The sequence below is a fragment of the Aquifex sp. genome, from assembly GCF_056494385.1.
Genome location: NZ_JBSLZM010000100.1, coordinates 1 through 17,816, shown reverse-complemented (window position 1 = coordinate 17,816; position 17,816 = coordinate 1). Strand labels below are relative to the sequence as shown.

Annotated in this window: 15 protein-coding genes and 1 tRNA gene; 7 read left to right on the top strand and 9 right to left on the bottom strand. The window is 44.1% G+C overall.

Translation table 11 applies throughout. The features are described from left to right. The 5 genes from ACWB1W_RS07790 to ACWB1W_RS07770 all read right to left on the bottom strand — a co-directional run. A partial coding sequence (locus tag ACWB1W_RS07790; protein WP_479370806.1) for an AAA family ATPase occupies positions 1-140 on the bottom strand: 140 nt, incomplete at its 3' end. A gap of 48 nt (positions 141-188) precedes the next feature. Continuing rightward, on the bottom strand, positions 189-1,688 hold the full coding sequence (locus ACWB1W_RS07785) for a DUF1156 domain-containing protein (protein ID WP_479370805.1): 1,500 nt from the start codon (positions 1,686-1,688) through the stop codon (positions 189-191). After that, a complete protein-coding gene (locus ACWB1W_RS07780) occupies positions 1,685-5,029 on the bottom strand; it encodes a helicase-related protein (protein ID WP_479370804.1) in 3,345 nt (1,114 codons plus the stop codon). The genes ACWB1W_RS07785 and ACWB1W_RS07780 overlap by 4 nt, the downstream gene beginning before the upstream one ends. Positions 5,030-5,667: 638 nt before the next feature. Further along, positions 5,668-5,743: transfer RNA gene (locus ACWB1W_RS07775), tRNA-Pro, on the bottom strand. 37 nt (positions 5,744-5,780) lie between these two features. Then, complete coding sequence (locus ACWB1W_RS07770) at positions 5,781-8,801, bottom strand: AAA family ATPase (RefSeq protein ID WP_479370803.1); 3,021 nt, start codon at positions 8,799-8,801, stop codon at positions 5,781-5,783. Positions 8,802-8,894: 93 nt separating this feature from the next. Between ACWB1W_RS07770 and aspS the strand changes: the two genes are divergently transcribed. From aspS to ACWB1W_RS07755, 3 genes are read left to right on the top strand one after another with little or no spacing between them, the layout of a single operon-like run. After that, a complete protein-coding gene (aspS, locus tag ACWB1W_RS07765) occupies positions 8,895-10,706 on the top strand; it encodes an aspartate--tRNA ligase (protein WP_479370802.1) in 1,812 nt (603 codons plus the stop codon). Between the two features lie 4 nt (positions 10,707-10,710). Beyond that, complete coding sequence (locus ACWB1W_RS07760) at positions 10,711-11,268, top strand: Fe-S-containing hydro-lyase (protein ID WP_479370801.1); 558 nt, start codon at positions 10,711-10,713, stop codon at positions 11,266-11,268. Next, a complete protein-coding gene (locus tag ACWB1W_RS07755; RefSeq protein WP_479370800.1) occupies positions 11,261-12,070 on the top strand; it encodes a hypothetical protein in 810 nt (269 codons plus the stop codon). The genes ACWB1W_RS07760 and ACWB1W_RS07755 overlap by 8 nt, the downstream gene beginning before the upstream one ends. On the opposite strand, the gene ACWB1W_RS07750 is transcribed toward ACWB1W_RS07755, so the two are convergent. Next, entirely contained in the window at positions 12,056-13,096 is a 1,041-nt protein-coding gene (locus tag ACWB1W_RS07750) for an N-acetylmuramoyl-L-alanine amidase (RefSeq protein ID WP_479370799.1), read from the bottom strand. The two genes, ACWB1W_RS07755 and ACWB1W_RS07750, sit on opposite strands and share 15 nt — an antisense overlap. A gap of 4 nt (positions 13,097-13,100) precedes the next feature. Continuing rightward, positions 13,101-14,759 carry an ATP-binding protein gene (locus tag ACWB1W_RS07745; protein ID WP_479370798.1) on the bottom strand — a complete coding sequence of 553 codons (1,659 nt, stop codon included), beginning with the start codon at positions 14,757-14,759 and terminating at the stop codon, positions 13,101-13,103. Positions 14,760-14,799: 40 nt separating this feature from the next. Here ACWB1W_RS07745 and ACWB1W_RS07740 point away from each other — a divergent pair, with 40 nt between their 5' ends. Genes ACWB1W_RS07740 through ACWB1W_RS07725 form a run of 4 tightly spaced genes read left to right on the top strand, consistent with a single transcriptional unit; the run spans position 14,800 to position 17,000 of the window. Further along, on the top strand, positions 14,800-15,351 hold the full coding sequence (locus ACWB1W_RS07740; RefSeq protein ID WP_479370797.1) for a 1,2-dihydroxy-3-keto-5-methylthiopentene dioxygenase: 552 nt from the start codon (positions 14,800-14,802) through the stop codon (positions 15,349-15,351). Then, positions 15,344-16,015, top strand: coding sequence for an acireductone synthase (gene mtnC, locus ACWB1W_RS07735; protein ID WP_479370796.1), 672 nt, complete (start codon positions 15,344-15,346; stop codon positions 16,013-16,015). Before ACWB1W_RS07740 ends, mtnC begins: the two co-directional genes overlap by 8 nt. Next, positions 16,012-16,377 carry a cupin domain-containing protein gene (locus ACWB1W_RS07730; protein WP_479370795.1) on the top strand — a complete coding sequence of 122 codons (366 nt, stop codon included), beginning with the start codon at positions 16,012-16,014 and terminating at the stop codon, positions 16,375-16,377. Before mtnC ends, ACWB1W_RS07730 begins: the two co-directional genes overlap by 4 nt. Then, positions 16,374-17,000, top strand: coding sequence for a methylthioribulose 1-phosphate dehydratase (locus ACWB1W_RS07725; protein WP_479370794.1), 627 nt, complete (start codon positions 16,374-16,376; stop codon positions 16,998-17,000). The genes ACWB1W_RS07730 and ACWB1W_RS07725 overlap by 4 nt, the downstream gene beginning before the upstream one ends. On the opposite strand, the gene ACWB1W_RS07720 is transcribed toward ACWB1W_RS07725, so the two are convergent. Together ACWB1W_RS07720 and ACWB1W_RS07715 are read right to left on the bottom strand one after the other, a co-directional pair. Further along, positions 16,997-17,437 carry a ribonuclease H-like YkuK family protein gene (locus tag ACWB1W_RS07720; RefSeq protein ID WP_479370793.1) on the bottom strand — a complete coding sequence of 147 codons (441 nt, stop codon included), beginning with the start codon at positions 17,435-17,437 and terminating at the stop codon, positions 16,997-16,999. The genes ACWB1W_RS07725 and ACWB1W_RS07720 overlap by 4 nt on opposite strands. Beyond that, positions 17,437-17,757, bottom strand: a complete 321-nt coding sequence (locus ACWB1W_RS07715) for a hypothetical protein (protein ID WP_479370792.1) — start codon at positions 17,755-17,757, stop codon at positions 17,437-17,439. Before ACWB1W_RS07715 ends, ACWB1W_RS07720 begins: the two co-directional genes overlap by 1 nt. Between the last annotated feature and the right edge of the window lie 59 nt (positions 17,758-17,816).

The following is a 17,816-nucleotide window of genomic DNA, read 5'->3' as shown; positions in this document are numbered from 1 at the left end:
ACTAGTTTTGATATTACACTCTTCCCCGTAGCGTTTTCCCCTATTAAAAGAGTTATTGGCTTAATCTCTATTTTTGCTTCCTTTATGGATAAAAAGTTTTTTATCTCCAGAATTTCGGTAGGTCTGTGCTTAGTGCTCATTTGACTCCTTCCAATTCTAATAGATCCTCCAATCTTAATTATAACTCCTTAACTCCCCTCCACCCTCGGTATCCGGGTAAGGTGGGTGAGGACTTGGAGAATCCAGTCTAAAGCGGAGTTCCAATCTCCAGTTGCGTTACTCCAAGGGTTTACTTCTATATAATCCCATATCATAGGTAGAGCCTGTCTACTAAATGAACCAGCTACTGTTTCTTTCGTGTTAGCCCATCTACTTAAGCAGTTATTTTTCTCAATTAAACTATCCACCCCCAACCCCAAATACGCACTCACCGCCTTTGCGTAATCTTCCTCGTATCCTTCCTCCAGCATCTTGCGGTAGGCGAGCCTGACCTTTTCGGTGAAGGTAATAAGGGCGAGCTTCTGTCGGGGGTTGAAGAGGTCACCCCATGTGTTCATACCATAAACCCAGACGTTGATAACGCCAAAGGAAACAGGAACTCTTTTCAGCGGTTCATCAGGCACGGGGTCTATTCCCCACTCTTCCATTAGCCTCTGTCTTTTCTCTTGTAAGTATCTCTCCGCGGACCTGAAGACTTCCATATCCTTGTGGTTGGCTATCCTGTATCTCTTTCCCTGCTCTCCGGGTTTGTGGAGAACTACCGCTACCATTCTTTCTCCTGCCTTTTTTTCCTGAAAGAGTTTTCTTGTGGTTCTGTCATCAACCGCAGAACCGCATACCAAGCATGTTGCTATTGCCCTTGAGATAGTTCCCTTTGAGGGGTCAAAGCCTTCGGGCATGGGGTCGTAGCAGTCTCCCACTATCCTGAACCTTACCTCCCTGCCCTCCACATAAGGGTAAAGGGCAACCCTTTTGCCACTTTTCTTAGCAAGCCAGAACTGTCTCATTAAGGGAATTTCCGCACCGCAGGAGGGGTTCTGACAGGGTATAGTCCTTGCCCAGATGTAGCCTACGGGAACGGAGCGGTCTTCGTCTTCGGGATAAAACTTTCCTATCTCCTTCCTTGCCTCCTCAAGGACCCACTCTCCCCACCGCTTTACGTCCTCTACAAGGGGGGATATCTCAACCTCCTGCTCAAGCCCCATGCTGTTTTTGACCTTTACTTTCTTGGGTCTCCCGAACTTCTGGGGAAACTCAAGGGTGCATTTGAGTATCAGAACCGCGACGGGATTGTATTCGGTGGCGTGAACCTCACAGCCGAGTCTGAGAGCCTCTAAGGGGATTGAACCTCCTCCCGCAAAGGGGTCCAAGACTCTGGGCGGTTTTCCTCCGTTTGCCTTAAGTATCTCTTCCCTTGCTTTCTTTATCAGCTCATGGTTGAGGGAGTTCTTCCACTCGGAGAGCTGTATCACAAATCTCTTCTTTCTCTCCACCTCCTGTGGGTCTTCCGGAAGGGGTATGAGACTTGCGTAGGCGGTAGCCCTTGAGCTTGCAAGGGGTCTTCTTGCCCACCATATGTGGAGTGTTGAGATATGACCGTGGCGTATGTTCTTTTCCTTTGCGGATATATCGCTTATCTCTTTTAAGGGAAATGTTCCTTCAATAAAAGCTTTTTCTTCTTTGCTCATACCGCGTTCCCCTTCTTTAGTATATCCTCCTTCTTCACAATGAATCTCACAGTCTCTACAACTTCCGTAGGATTCAGGTTCTGGGCGGGGTTCTGAATTATTACAAGCCTCGGGTTATCCATGACGTTATAGACCACATAAAGGTAATACTGATCTTTGAATCTCTTAGCCTTGAACCACTCGTTGGGGGTAAGGGCAACGTCCCCTTCCTTTGCTCTTCCCTTGACCTCAATGTATCTCACTCCCTCTTTGCCCTTTGACCTTATGTCAAACCCTAAGTTCTCTCTGGATACGTCTTCCGGCTCTCTTCCCTGACTCCTTTCATACTCCATAGCGATCTCCATGGCTATTCTTTCTACTTCTTCATTTTCAGACATCTCATCCCTTTGAGGCACTACCTTGATAACCGTTATAAGCTCGGGCATTGATAGTGTGAGGGTCTTTTCTCTTTCTATCTCTTCCTTAAGCTCTTTTAGAGCCTCTTCATACCTTCTCTTTCTATCCTCCTTGTTGCGTATGGGAAGGTCAACCTTTTCTCCCCTTGCCTGTCTCTCATACAGCTCTGTCAGCTCCGCATCAATGTCCGCTATCAATATCTGAAGGGAGCGGACACCGTACTTTTCCTTAATATGAGCTTCCCTCTCTCTTTCTTTCCGGAGCTGTTCTTTGTAGTTTTTTACAGCTTTTATAACGTAGCCTTTAACCCTGCTTTCATCCGCAACCGCATTAACGTTCGTTTCCTCCGCGGGTTTCAGGTCCCAGAGAATGGAGGGGTTTACCTCCCTTATTTCTTTTTCGGACTCGTATATGGCTAAAACTTTCCTCCCCGCAACCGCTCCCTTGCCGTCCTTGACCTGAGCAATGTAAAACCAGATGTATCCGTTAAGGACACCCGAAGGGTCTTCAAAGACCGCTCCCCTTTTTGCCCCATCCCTGAACTTCTCCAGAGTCCACTCTATGAGCGCCTCAAGGAGCGGATGTCCGAAAGAAATGAATTCCGCATCGGGATTCTCAAAAGCCTTCTGGCTATCAAAGGTGGCTTTTGGATACCTTCTCATAAGCTCGCCGAACCTGTTTTTAAAGTCCTGCCTCTGGGCTATTTTCCTTATCTCATAGGGTATAGAGTCTACGGCTATAAAGCCTCCCCTGAGTTCTCTGTAGCTTCCTCCTGCTTCTTTAAAAACTCTCTTGAAGAACTCCTCCACGTATTCGGGGATAAGCCTGTACTCCTTGGCCTTTTCCGCCATATCCCTGATCTTTGTGTAGTCTATGAACCTCGTCGCTAAAGATTCTCCCAGGATCTCCCTGATATTTCTTATGTAGTTTTCATCGGGTTTTATATCCATCTCCTTGAGCACTTCATCAAGGGTCTTTGCGTTGGTGACCGCGTCAACTATCAGCTGGTAAAGGTTCTTTCCCTGAAAGACATCCCCTATAACGTCAAACACCCTGTCGCTTCCGAGCTTTTCCCTTATCTCTTCGAGCTTTTCGAACATCTTTGAGAGAACCTTTCCTTCTATGGTGTCTTCTGTCACCAGATTGAAGATGTAAACATCCTTTTGCTGTCCATATCTGTGTATTCTTCCCATCCTCTGCTCAAGCCTGTTGTGATTCCAGGGGATATCGTAGTTTATCATTATGTGGCAGAACTGAAGGTTTATACCTTCACCCGCAGCTTCGGTAGCTACCATTACCTGAGTCTCGTCCCTGAAGATCTTTTCCGCCTTTATCCTTTCATCTAAGCTCATACCGCCGTGTATGAAGTTAACGCTGTATCCCCAGCTTCTTATCTTGTCTACGAGGTATTCAAGGGTATCCTTTGATTCGGTGAATATCAGGATCTTAGGATTTCCCTTCATTTCCTCTATCTTTTTAAAGCCCTCCTCAATAGCCTTTTTAAGCTCACGGAGTTTTATCTCCTTTTCTTCCCTGATTATTTTGTAAGCTTTTTCTATCAACCTTTCTAAGGTTTCTATCTCCCTCCTTAACTCTTCGGGATTTTTAGCAAGGCTGACTGTTTCCCACTCTTCTTCTTTTTTCCACCTTTCTTCTTCCTCAAGGTCCTCAGCGGGTTCAAGGTCAAGCAGGGAAATCTTCAGAGGTTTTCCCTCCCGCCTCAAGAGTTTCTCAAGTCTATCCTTCCTCCTCTCCAGGGACTTTGCCAGTGCGTATGTGCTCGATGCCATTCTCCTTTGAAGTATCATAAGCGCAAAGGCTATGTTTCGGTTTTTCTGCTCAGACATGGCTTTGTTATACTGCTCCCTAACATACCTTGTAACCTCAAGATATAGCTCCTTTTCCTCTTCCGATAAGCGGAATCTTACAGTTTTTGGGTACCTGTTGGTAAATATTGGTCTTCCTTCAAAGTCTCTCAGGTCTTCTTTGAGCCTCCTTATAAACAGCGGATTGTCCTTGTTTTTGAGAGATTCCTCTATCATTTCAGGCTTTGCGAAGAACCCGGGGACAAGAAGGTCCAAAAGAAGCCTGAAATTTTCCGGATCTCCTCTGTGAGGCGTGGCGGTCAAGAACAACAGATGCTCCGAGTTTCGGGAAAGGACTTCCCCGAGTTTATATCTCTGCGTTCTATGAATCTTATCTCCGTATCTGTAAGCTGCCATCTTGTGGGCTTCATCAACAACAACCAGATCCCAGTGGGTACTGTTCAGGATTGGCAGTATGTCCTCCTGCTTTAAAAAATCCATAGAGGCTATTACCTGGTCGTTTCTCTCAAGAGGGTTCTCTCCGTAGTGGGACTCTATAGAACTTCTGTTGAATTCAAAGAAGACCTCTTTAAACCTTTCCTTCATTTCTCTTTTCCACTGGTCTTTTAAATGCCCGGGAACCACTATGAGAATTCTCTTTACCAGTCCCCTCAGCTTTAATTCCTTTATAACGAGCCCGGCCATTATTGTTTTACCTGCCCCCGGGTCGTCTGCTATCATAAACCTGATCCGCGGTTGTTTGAGTATATACCCGTAAACGGCCTCTATCTGAAAGGGAAGGGGGTGTATTTTAGAAACACTTACCGCCAAAAGGGGATCAAAAAGAGAGGCATTTTTGAACCTGAGAGCTTCCAGGTAATAGAAGAGGTTCTTAGATGGGTAAGAGAAGTTTATCGTTTCATCAATTATCTCAAGAGCTTTAATCTGGTCTCTTTCAAGGATGGTGTCCACATGCTCTTTTGAGTAAAGGGTTGAACCTACTATAGAAATAAATTCCCCACCGCTGATATACTCGACCTTGTTGATTTTAATCGGTTCTTTCCAAAAGGGTCCTTTGATTACTATACCCTCCCTCAGACCGGGATTAAATCTTATCCCAGTCCCAATTGTATCCTGCATCCCCGACCTCCGCAGGCATACTTCCGAATGGTATTATTTTAAACCCGCTTCATGTGTTAGAATTATCTTGCACTACAAAAGCTATACTACTTTCTTGGAACAAAGTTTTGCTGGCATTTACATCTCTTGCAAGTGCGGATACCATTTACGGGTAGTATTACAGGCGTCAGCTTGCGGAGTTTCTCCGGACGATCAATTCCTATTTTTCCGGCTCCGACTTCTTAATACTGTGGGAGGTTGTGGTAGGACCCAGGCGATCTTTCTCAGGACTTCGACTTTCTTATATTTAAGAAACTACTCTATCACATGAATTTTCAAAAAAGGGTTCTACAAACTCAAAATTACCTAAAGAATAATCTTCACTTCCTTCCTCCAGAGAGGAAGGCCCTTACTCCTAACGAGGAATAGGGGCGGCCCCAAGCTCCTTAGCCGGTTCTCAATATTAGAACAAAGTTAGAGAGTGTCAAGAATTTTCAATATATGTTCAAACCCTTGACTGAGATTAATTTGATCCCGGCGTTATATTGGCGTTAAAAAGGTTAAAAACCACTTAAAATCTGTCAAACTGTGTTAAACTTATCAGGCTCACCCGAAAGGCTTCTTTCCTTTGAGTCTCAAACTTTTTCTTTGATTTTCAATGGTCGGGGCGACCGGACTCGAACCGGCGACCTCTGGCTCCCGAAGCCAGCGCGCTACCACCTGCGCTACGCCCCGTTCAGATAAAAAAGTATAACAAAAAGGAAGGAAGAAATTAGGAGGAAGAGTTTTCTTTATTTTCCGCGGAAACCGTTGCCTTTTGTTTTTCATACTCCTCCTTGGGTATGAATACGAAGTCTCCGTCCTTGTAATCCACAACGACGGTCATTCCTTCCTTTACCTCTCCTCTGATTATCTTGTCCGCAAGGGGTGTTTCTATATACTTCTGGATTGTTCTCTTTAAGGGTCTTGCTCCGAATGCGGGGTCGTATCCTCTCCTTACGAGTTCCTTCTTTGCTTCTTCAGTGAGTTCTATCTTTATGTTTCTTTCCGCAAGTCTCTTGTTAACGTTGTTTATAAGCAAGTCTATGATTTTGGAGAGTTCCCTCATCGTTAGGGGTTTGAATACTATAATCTCGTCAATCCTGTTTATAAACTCAGGTCTCATATAAAGTTTCAGCTCTTCAAGAACCTTCTCTTTAGCCTTTTCAAACTCCCTGTTGAGGGTTTCCTCGTCCGCATCAACGGGAATGTTTAGTAGATACTGAGAACCTATGTTTGAAGTCATTATGATAACGGTGTTCCTGAAATCTACGGTTCTTCCGTGAGAGTCCGTTAATCTCCCATCGTCAAGAACCTGTAGGAAGAGGTCAAGAACTCTCGGGTGTGCTTTCTCTATCTCGTCAAGGAGTATAACGGAGTAGGGCTTTCTCCTTACGGCTTCCGTTAGCTTTCCTCCCTCTTCGTACCCAACGTATCCGGGAGGAGCACCTATCAGCTTAGCTATGGAGTGTTCTTCTTTGAACTCGGACATATCAAGCCTTATGAGAGCATCCTCGTCTCCGAATAAGAGTTCTGCAAGTGCTTTTGAGAGTTCTGTCTTACCTACTCCTGTGGGGCCTAAGAACAGGAAGCTTGCTATGGGTCTCTTGGGATCTTTGAGTCCTGCCCTTGCCCTTCTTATTGCTTCTGCTACCGCCTTTACAGCGTGCTCCTGGTCAACAACTCTTTTATGAAGCTCTTCCTCAAGTCTTAAGAGCTTTTGGGTTTCCTCTTCCTTCAGTCTTGATACGGGTATTCCGGTCCACTCGGATACGACTTCAGCAACGTCGTCCCAAGTAACAACGAGTTCTTGAGACTTTTGATTTTCAAGAGCCTTTAGCTCTTTTTCAAGCTTAACCTTTTCTATCTTGAGCTCCGCCTCCTTTTCGTAATCTCCCTTTTCAGCAGCTTCCTTAATCTTCTCGTCAAGCTCTCCTATCTTCTTCTTAAGCTCTTGAATTTTTGCCTCAACTCCGCCTTGTTTCTTGAGAAGCTCCTGTCTTTCCTTTTCAAGCTGGGCCTTCTGTATCTTGAGCTGTGCTTCCCTTTCGTAGTCTCCCTTAAGGTTAGCCTCTATTATTTCTTCCTCAAGAGCCTTAATCTTTCTCTCTATTTCTTGAACTTCGGGGGGAACGCCTATTACCTTCAGCTTTTTCCTTGCCGCAGCTTGGTCAAGGGCATCTATAGCCTTGTCGGGAAGCCTTCTGAACGTTACGTATCTCTTCGTGAGCTTGACAGCAGCTTCTATAGCCTCGTCCGATATCTTTACCTTGTGGTATTGCTCAAGCTTCGGTCTGAGTCCTTTAAGGATTTCTATCGTCTGTTCTTCGGTAGGCTCATCTACAAATACCGGCTGGAATCTTCTCTCAAGAGCAGGGTCCTTCTCTATATACTTCCTGTATTCGTCAACGGTTGTAGCACCTATGACTCTAATCTCACCTCTTGCGAGTGCGGGCTTCATTATGTTCGCTGCGTCAACCGCACCTTCCGCAGCACCCGCTCCCACAACGGTGTGTATCTCATCTATGAAGAGTATGACGTTGCCTTTTTCCTTTACCTCGTCAAGTAAGGCTTTTAATCTCTCTTCAAACTCTCCCCTGTATTTTGAACCCGCAAGCAGGGAGGCCATATCTATTGACCATATCTCCTTATCTTGAAGTTCCGGGGGAACTTCCTTGTTAACTATCCTCTGGGCAAGTCCTTCAACTATGGCGGTTTTACCAACTCCGGGGTCACCTACGAGAACGGGGTTGTTCTTCGTTCTCCTCAGGAGTATCTCTATTACTTGGTTTATCTCCTTCTCCCTTCCTATTACGGGGTCAAGCTTACCCTGTCTTGCGAGCTCGTTAAGGTTTACACCGAAACGTTCAAGAGGAGACTTTTCTTCTTCTTTTAGCTCCTGAGTTACGTCCTTCTTCATCTCTTTTTCACCTCCTAAAACTTGATTTATTAATTTACCCGCTATGGTTTCTTTTGCCTCTATAAGAGCTGCTGCGATGTGGGCGGGACTTACCTGAGATTCACCCTCGGATACAGCCTTATCTTGAGCCTTCTCAAGAACCTGAGTTAAATACTGACTGTAGTCAAAGGCGGGTTTCTTCCCAAAGACTTTTTCCGCTATCTTATCCATTACTCTGTCTGGAGATATACCGAGCTCCTTTACCTGTTCAATTAGCGAGGATTTTTCCATAGCTTTCCTTATGAGTCCGTCTATGGAGAGCTTGTTCTCAAGGAACGCCTTAACATCTTCCGGAGCAAATACAGTGCTAAGACTCTTTTCTACCTGTTCAAGTTGTCTCCTTATGTTGTTTTCGGTTGCCTCAAGCTGTCTTAGTTCAAGCTCCAAAGTTTCCGCACTCCACCAGTCACCGTATCTTCTTGCATAATCAAGTTCCCTTTGTAGTCTTTCCTTTGCATTTCTTATCCTTGATAATTCCGATTGAACGTTTCCTATGTTTGATTTAACTTCCATTATCTGGGTTCTGAGGTTTATAAGGTTTTGAGCTTCCGCATTTACCGCCTTTTCCAGCTGGGAGCGTAGGTTTTCAAGGTATTCCCCAACCCTCTTTATAAACTCTTTTCTCTCTATTCCCCTTTTTTCAAGGTATTTCGTCAGGGGTGATTTTTCGTCACTAAGGAGTGCGAGCATAAGGTGGTCCGTATCAACTTTCGTGTCTTTGAACTCCTTCGCTATCTCTTTTGCCTTTTCCAGATACTCAAGGGATTTCGCGGAAAAGAGATTCTCGCTTATCATTACCCTACCTCCTGTTTTGTTGTCTTTTATAATATTTCTTGAGTAAATTTTTGTCAAGTTTTTCTTTTGAGGAGTGTGTAAAAATAAATTCCTATGCTTACGGACCTTGGAAACTTCAGAAGGAGCAAGTACTGCGGAGAGGTGTCCTTAGAAGACGTCGGAAAGGAGATAAAGCTTGCGGGATGGGTTCACAGGAAAAGACACCACGGCGGTGTGATATTCATAGATCTAAGGGACAGGGAGGGAATAGTTCAGGTTGTAGTTGAGGAAAAAAACAGTCCGAAAGCTTACGAGATTGCCGACAGGCTAAAGCCTGAGTTCGTAATAGGAGTAAAAGGAAAGGTAAGGAGAAGACCCGAAGGAACGGAAAACCCGAAGTTAAAGACGGGATACGTTGAAGTTGTAGCGGAAGAAATCCTCGTATTTAATATATCCGATGTTCTCCCCTTCCCAGTTGAGGAGGAGACTCCCGTCTCTGAAGAGACAAAGCTTCGCTACAGGTATATAGACCTGAGAAGGGAAAGTATGAAGAATAATCTCATATTCAGACATAAGGTTTATCAGATAACGAGGAACTTCTTCACAAACGAAGGCTTCATAGAGATAGAGACACCCTTCCTTACCAAGTCAACACCGGAAGGAGCAAGGGACTTTCTCGTTCCATCAAGACTTCACCCGGGAAAGTTTTACGCACTACCCCAGTCTCCCCAGCTTTTTAAACAGATACTTATGGCTGCGGGATTTGATAAGTATTTCCAGATAGTCAGGTGTTTCAGGGATGAAGACCTGAGGGCTGACAGACAACCCGAGTTTACCCAGATAGACTTTGAGATGTCTTTCGTAAGGGAAGAGGACGTTATGGACGTTGCGGAAAGACTTATAGCGAAGCTCTTTAAGGAACTTTTGGGTGTTGAGCTGAAGACTCCCTTTGAGCGCATATCCTACCGGGAGGCTATGGAAAGATTCGGAACAGATAAACCGGACCGAAGGTTCGGTCTTGAACTTATAGAGCTTACGGACATATTCAAGGATACGGAGTTTAAAGTTTTTAAGGCTGTTATAGAAAAGGGAGGCGTTGTAAAGGCAATAAACTTTAAGGGTTCCAACTTATCAAGGAAGGAGATTGACGAGCTTACTAAGTACGTCCAGAGTCTCGGAGCTAAGGGGCTTGCGTGGATAAAGGTTGAGAAGGATAAGCTTACCTCCCCCATAGTTAAGTTCTTCTCGGAAGAGGAAACGAAAAAACTCCTTGAAAGAACAAATGCGGAACCTGGAGACGTAATACTCTTCTCGGCGGATAATAAGGAAATGGTTTATAAGATCTTAGGAAACCTCAGGCTACACCTCGGGAAGAAGTACAACCTCATAGAGGAGGGAAAGTGGGATGTGTTCTGGGTTGTTGACTTCCCGTTAATGGAATGGGACGAAGAAGAAGGAAGATTTGTGAGCCTGCACCACCCCTTCACTATGCCGAGGGAGGAAGATATACCGAAGCTGAAAGAGGCTCTTGAGACGGAAGATTTTGAGAAGAAGAAGGATCTAGTTCATTCGGTAAAGGCAAGGGCTTACGATATGGTTTTAAACGGCGAAGAAATAGGCGGAGGTTCTATCCGTATACACAGGGAGGATATCCAGGAGATTGTGTTTAAGCTTCTCGGAATAAGTAAAGAGGAAGCTAAAGAAAAATTCGGATTCCTTCTTGAGGCCTTGAGATACGGGGCTCCTCCCCACGGCGGATTTGCCTTCGGTCTTGATAGGGTAGTTGCTCTTATGCTCGGTCTTGACTCTATAAGGGACGTTATAGCCTTCCCCAAGACCCAGAAGGGAATATGTCCGCTCACGGGAGCACCCGACCACGTTGACCCTAAGCAGCTTAAGGAATTACATATAAAAGTAGTAGAATAAAGTTATGGAGAAGAGGATTACTACACCTCTTACGGAGGATGTGATAAAGGAACTCAGGGCGGGTGATAAGGTTCTCATAACGGGATACATATACACCGCAAGAGATGCAGCACACAAAAGAATGGTTGAAGCTCTAAATAGGGGAGAAGATTTACCGATAGACCTTAAAGGTCAGATTATATACTACGTCGGACCTACACCGCCGAAGCCCGGCCAGGTAATAGGTTCTGCTGGACCCACAACAGCGATAAGAATGGACAAATACGTTGAACCCTTACTTAAGCTCGGACTTAAAGGAATGATAGGAAAGGGATACAGAAGCCCGCAGGTGAGGGAGCTCTTAAAGAAGTATAAAGCGGTTTACTTTGCAGCGGTCGGGGGTGTTGCGACGCTTCTACAAAGGCACATAAAAAGCTCGGAACTTATAGCTTATGAGGACCTCGGAACAGAAGCCATAAGAAGGTTATACGTTGAGGACTTTCCCGTAGTAGTCGCAAACGACATATACGGAGGAGATGTTTTTGAGGAAGGCAGAAAAAAGTTCGCGAGAATAGATGTTTAAGAAAGTTAGGAACGCAAAGGAAAAGGAAGAGGAAGAACTAAAAAAGAGACTTGCTTCTTTGAGAAATGAGAAGGAAAAGCTGAAGAAGGAGATTGACTTACTTTATTCCGAGTATGAAGAGCTAAAGAAGGGTGTAAACTCGCTGGAAAAGTTATACACGCTAAAAAGCCTGATGAAGAAGATAGAGCTTACACAGGAGAGGATTTTAAAAATTGATACGGAAGAGAAGAAGATTCTTGAAAAATTAATGGAGGTGAAAAGGGAACTAAAATCTATTGAGATTCTTGAAAAGAAAAAAGAAAGGGAAAAGTTGAAAAAAGAAATATCTATAACGCTTCAACAAACGAGTTTCTTTCAAATAATAAAGAAATCAATGGGTGCTTTTTTGTTATTTTCTCTTCTTCTTTTCGGTGAAACGGCTCCGCAAAAAGCGGTTAAAAAGGAGTTTGAGAAAAGTTTAGAAAAGGATTTTAACGAGATTATAAGAATTATAGAAGAAAAAGTAAAGCTTCTTCGTGAGGAGAGAAAGAAGCTTGAGGCTTTAAAGAAAACCCCTCTAACCGAGGAAGAAAAAAAGAAGGTTGAGAAAATTGTGAAAGCAGTTGAGAAAGCTCCCGCCGATGAGATAGCTCCCACCATTGAGAGCCTTCCGCCCAGACTGGCGGCGGAAATTATACTCAGGCTAAAACCCAGAAAAGCGGGGGAAATACTCTCAAATATGAACCCTCAAAAGGCGTCAGAGATTATAAAGTTTGTTTTATCAAAGAATCCCGAGTTTGCGAAAAAACTACCTCGGCTTTAGGTTGAAGTATCTGAGTATAGCTCTGTATATACTGTATGCTATCATCCTCTGAAATCTACTGCTCGCGAGTTTCCTCGCTTCGTGGGGATTTGTTATAAAGCCTACTTCTATCAGGACGGACGGAGTCCCCGGGGTTTTTAGAACCGCAAACCCCGCCCTTTTTATACCTTTAAAGTAAACCTTTCTTTTTAAGGTTTTCTTAAGCTCCTTTGCGAGAATTTTCGCAAACTCAACACTTTCCTCAAGGGTTATCTTGAAAGCGAGGTCCATGAGGATTATCCGTGTGCTTCTGTAGTTGTATCCGCCGTCGTTTATAAGAAGTTTGGCGAGATAGGTGTTTCTCAGTATCTCCCTCTTTTTCCTTTCCGCACTGCTCGGGGAAAGAGCGAATATCTGAGTTCCCCTTGCCCTCGGGTTTTTTCTGGGTGCTGCATCGGAGTGAATACTTATAAATAAATGAGCCTTGTTCCTTATTGCTATTTCCGCACGTTTTCCGAGGGGAACGAAGTAGTCTCCCCTTCTCGTTAAAATTACCTTAAATCTTCCGTCCTTACGGAGGTAGTAGGCAAGGTAACGGGCAATCCTGAGATTTACCCACTTCTCCTTTAGACCTTTCCAACCTATAGCTCCCGGGTCCTTCCCCCCGTGCCCCGGGTCTATAACTATTATCTTCTTTACAAACTTAGGCTTAAACTTAAAGGTCTTATAAAGGTCTATAACTATTCTAAAGGGTTTCTTTAAGGAGAATGTCTTTACATCATACTCGTAAGGAGGTTGTAAAACAACTCTGCTTCCCCAGGGGTGTTTACCTACCCTATACTTTACACCTTTCGGAAGGGAAATTCTTTTCAGTTTTACCTTTCTGTCAAATATATCAACTACAACCCTGTAGGGTCTTTTTAAAACAAAAACTCTGTATTTCACTTTTTTACTAAGGTCAAAGACGACCCTTATCTTTTCCTTATGGACACCGTATCTTACCTTTACAAACGTAAGGGAAAAGGAGAAGCTTACAAACAGTAACAATAAACTAAAAGTGAGAAAACTCCTCGGGAACACTTATCTCCTCCTCCACCTCCTCTTTCTTAGTAGCCCACGGAGAGAGGGGAAATTTAATCATGACGGGGTTAGGAATATCAGGTTGGTATAAAATCATGTTTCCCTTCTTAAGCATTATAGCCCTCTGGCGGAAGTTTCCGGTGAGAAACTCGTATTCTTTGCTGAGAACTTCACTGCTGTCAAGCCTTCCCGTAACTTTAACCGCTGCGTTCGCAACTATCCTCTTTTCTATCTCACTTGCGGTTTGTTGAGCACCTATGAGTATAACTCCCAGACTTCTCCCCCTTTCCGCGATGTCAAGGAGTATGTCTTTTATGGGACTCCACTTATCTTTAGGAGCATACTTGTTGAGTTCGTCAAGAACTACGAAAACCTTCGGATAAGGATTTCCGCTTTCTTCCTTCTCTTTGAATATCCTTTTAAGAATCGAACCGACGACGAACATTTTCGCTATTCCGTGAAGGTCCGAGATGTCTATAACACTGAGCTGTTTATCTCTCCAGTCTATCTGTCTCGTCCTATCTCCGTGGACGAGATGCTTTACGTGGGATGCTGCGTGGTGAAACCTTCTTAAAAAGGCGTAAGCGGTTGAGGTTGCAGCCGTCCCGAACCACTCCCTATACCTGTCGGGGTCCCTCTTTGTTTCCCTGTCTTCTATTACCTCCTGAAGTAGTTTTAAAAGTTCGTGTAATGAGTTTATCTCCCTACCGTTTTCGTCAAGTAAAACACTCCCCGGGCTTTCCTTTGCCAACTGCTGGAGTTTTTCCGAAACTCTGTCTATGACGTAGTGAAGGGAGGTAGTTCCCTCGTCTCCTTCCGCAAATAGAAACCTTAAAAGTCCTTCCTGGGCAAAGTCCTTCATAGACCACTTGTAAACGCTAACTCCCTCTTTTCTGTCTCCCGATGAGGGAACTTCGCTCCATTCCTGTTCGGGAGGTGCGTAAAAGGATACATTCTTGAAGGGCTCGGGAGGAAGTCCCAGTTTCTCAAAGGCTTCCCTGTGCTCCTTCGTAAACCTCTTATTCTTTTTATCTATCCAGAGTAAGTCCTTTCCTTTTACGTTAAAGATAATTCCGTGAATCCTTGTTCTGTCGTCAGCCTTCTGGAATATTGAGTAAAGCAGAAATAAGGCGTAGGAAGTCTTAGTAGCCACACCGGACATTCCGGATATAGATATGTGAGCGCCTTCCCTTCCGTTTATAAAGTCGTAATTGAGATAAACTACGTCCCCGTTTCTCGTAAGTCCCGCAGGTATCTTTCTCTTCATATTGTCGTAATAAAGAGCTTTCTCAAAGTCTATACCCTCCGCCTTGTATGCGGGGTCTCCGGGGTTAGGGGGAATAAATATCTCGGGTTCTATACGTGTTACAGAAACCTTTGCCATGTATGCGAGGTTTGCGGGAACAACACCGCTGTTGACGAGTTGAGCATCGTAAACGAGTTCAACACCTTCAAGATACTTAACGACCTCTTGAACAATTCCGTAAAACTTTACTTCGGTGTTGGTGCCGTCCGCCTTTGAGTTTACAACTATAACGTCGTCAAGCTGAACAAGCTTTCCCTTCTCAACCCCCACCCAGAACTCAAGGGGATTGGACGGCTTCGTTCCGAGAACTATTCCCGCTTTCATAATTTATTACCTCTGATATTTATAAACTATTATATTTTCTATGAGCAGGTTAAAGATTTACACGGAAAGCGGTGAGCTTATAGAGGATATAACCTCTCCGGAAGAGATAGCGAAGAAGCTTGAAGAGATAAACGTTTTATTTGAAAGGTGGACTGCAAATAAACCCCTGGGTGATAACCCTTCCGACGAGGAGATTATAGAAGCTTACAAGCATGAGATAGATAAGCTTATAAACAAATACGGGTTTAAATCTTACGACGTTATAGCTATGACCCCGGATCATCCTAAAAAACAAGAACTGAGGGATAAATTCCTTAAGGAACACACGCACAGTGATTTTGAGGTTAGGTATTTCGTCTACGGGGACGGTGTTTTTTACCTTCACCCGAACGATAAGGTTTACATACTCCACTGCACCGCGGGAGATCTCATAAGCGTTCCGCCGAACACGAAACACTGGTTTGATATGGGGGACAGTCCAAACTTCAAGTGCATAAGGCTCTTTACAACCGAAGAGGGATGGGTAGCACAATACACAGGGTCGGACATAGCGGATAGGTTTCCGAAATACGAGGAAGTTGTGAATGATTAAAGGGATAATCCTTGATATAGAGGGAACTATAGCACCGCTTTCTTTCGTAAAAGAGGTTATGTTTCCTTACTCAAAGGAAAGACTTGAGGAATTTCTTAAGGAAAACTGGGAAAAACCGGAGGTAAGGAGGATTATTCGGGAAACGGAGGAGATACTCGGGAAGAAGCTAAGTTTAGAAGAAGCTGTTGAGACCTTTAAAAGGTGGATAGAAGAGGACAAAAAAATAACACCCCTCAAGGAACTACAGGGATACATATGGGAGAAGGGCTTCAAAAGCGGTGAGCTCGTAGCCCCCCTTTACGAGGACGCTTATGAGAAGATAAGGGAGTGGAAGGAAAGGAGAATTCCCGTTTACATATACTCTTCGGGTTCTGTAAAAGCTCAGAAGCTTTTCTTCTCTCACACAAACTATGGGAACATTTTAGAGCTTTTCAGCGGATTTTTTGACACGAGAATTGGAAGTAAAAAAGATGCGGAATCCTATGGGAAAATACTTAAGGAAATAAACCTGAATCCCGAGGAAGTTGTATTCATATCCGACAATCCTGAAGAGCTCAAGGCTGCACGGAAGACAGGAATAAAGGTCTTTCAAGCTATAAGGGAAGGTGTTGAACCTTCTTCTGAGTTTGAGCAGATAAAGAGCTTTGAGGAGCTGAAGCTATGAAGGTGTTTTCCCCTTCACTGGTTCAGGTTCTTGACGAACTGATAGATGAGAAGGTAAAGAATGTGAAGGAAATAGAAGCAATCAAGCTGAACGAAACTGAAAACATAACCCAGCTTCTCGTGTTTATAAAGACCTCCGAAAAGCCCCATTACCACGCTGAACACGACCTCACGTTCATAGTTATTAAGGGTAAGGGGGAGTTATACCTTGACGGAAGGGTTGAAGAACTAGAGGAAGGAGACGTGGCATTTATACCGAAAAAAGCGGTTCACTTTTATAAAAATACCTCGGATATCTCGGTTCTCCTTGCGGTATTCTCTCCGAAATACGACGGGAAAGACAGTATAAAGGTGGAGCTATGAACTCAGAGCTTCTAAAAAGGTTTTCGGAAGCGGTAGAGGAGATAATAGAAGCCGGCAGGGAACTCCACCAAAGAGGTTGGGTTCCTGCAACGAGCGGAAACATTTCCGTAAGAGTGAGTAACGAACTCGTAGCTATAACAAGTTCCGGAAAGCATAAGGGAAAGCTAACACCTGAGGATATACTTCTCGTCGACATGAACGGAAAGCCCCTCGGGGAGGGAAAACCCTCCGCAGAAACTCTACTCCACATAGCTGTGTATAAAGTCTTTCCGAACGTTAACGCGGTTGTTCACACCCACTCTCCAAACGCAACGGTTATATCAATGGTTTTAAAAGACTTTGTTGAGCTGGAAGATTACGAGCTTCTGAAAGCCTTTCCGGATATACACACCCATGAAGCAAAGATAAGAATTCCCATATTTCCAAACGACCAAAACATGGAAAGACTTTCGAAGAAGGTTGAGGAATTTTTTAAAAACAATGAAGACAGATACGGCTTTCTCATAGAGGGACACGGCTTATACACCTGGGGAAGAAGCATGAAGGAAGCGCTAATTCATACGGAAGCTCTTGAGTTCATATTTGAGTGTGAGATAAAGCTGTCCTTATTGAAAAAGAATTAATACTTCTCCGTTATGTAGTCCGCGGCACAAGAAGCAGCTATAGCATCGGGCTTTAGGACGGGCTTTAATCCCTGGGCAAGGACGTATCCGACAGCCTCCTTAACTATTACGCTTGAGGCGGTGTTTCCCTCGGGATTTATATCAAGGTGAACCTCAAAGTGCCTTCCGTCAATAACATCCGAGATAAGAAGAGCATGGTAAACAGCTCTGTTTACTTCCTCCATAAGCCGTTGTCTTAGGGAGCTTATCTTTTTAGTTTTATCCACCTTCCAAAAAACCTTTGCACCATGCTTTGAGCTAAGGTGAACTACTATAACCGTGACGAATACCGTTCTGTCCCTTAACTGTCTGGAATCACAACCAACATATACAGCTGTATCTTTATCCGTTTTTCTGATAAACTCCCTTACCTCTTCTATATCCCTGAACGAGGGCATTACTTTTCAAAGTCAACCTTTTGATACCACGTAGGTCGGAAAAATATCCAATCCTTCAGGTTTTCAGGAGTTCTTGCATAACATACCTCGCATAGAACTCCATCTTCAACGAGCTTAGAGTTATCATCGCAACAATCGGTTAAATTCCAGAACTCGTAATTATCGTGAAATATAAGCTTTCCGCAACCCTTACACTCATATAACTTGCACCCTTTCTCTTCAAGAAACTCCCTTAGCTCTTTCTCTTCCGGGAGCTCATCAATCTCAAAAACATTTTTCAGAAACGCCTTCTGCTTTTCCGTAAGCTCCTTAACTTTCATAACATTAAATTTAGCCCCGTTTACAAAAGGTTGTGTTAAATCCCTTAATTACTTTAGGG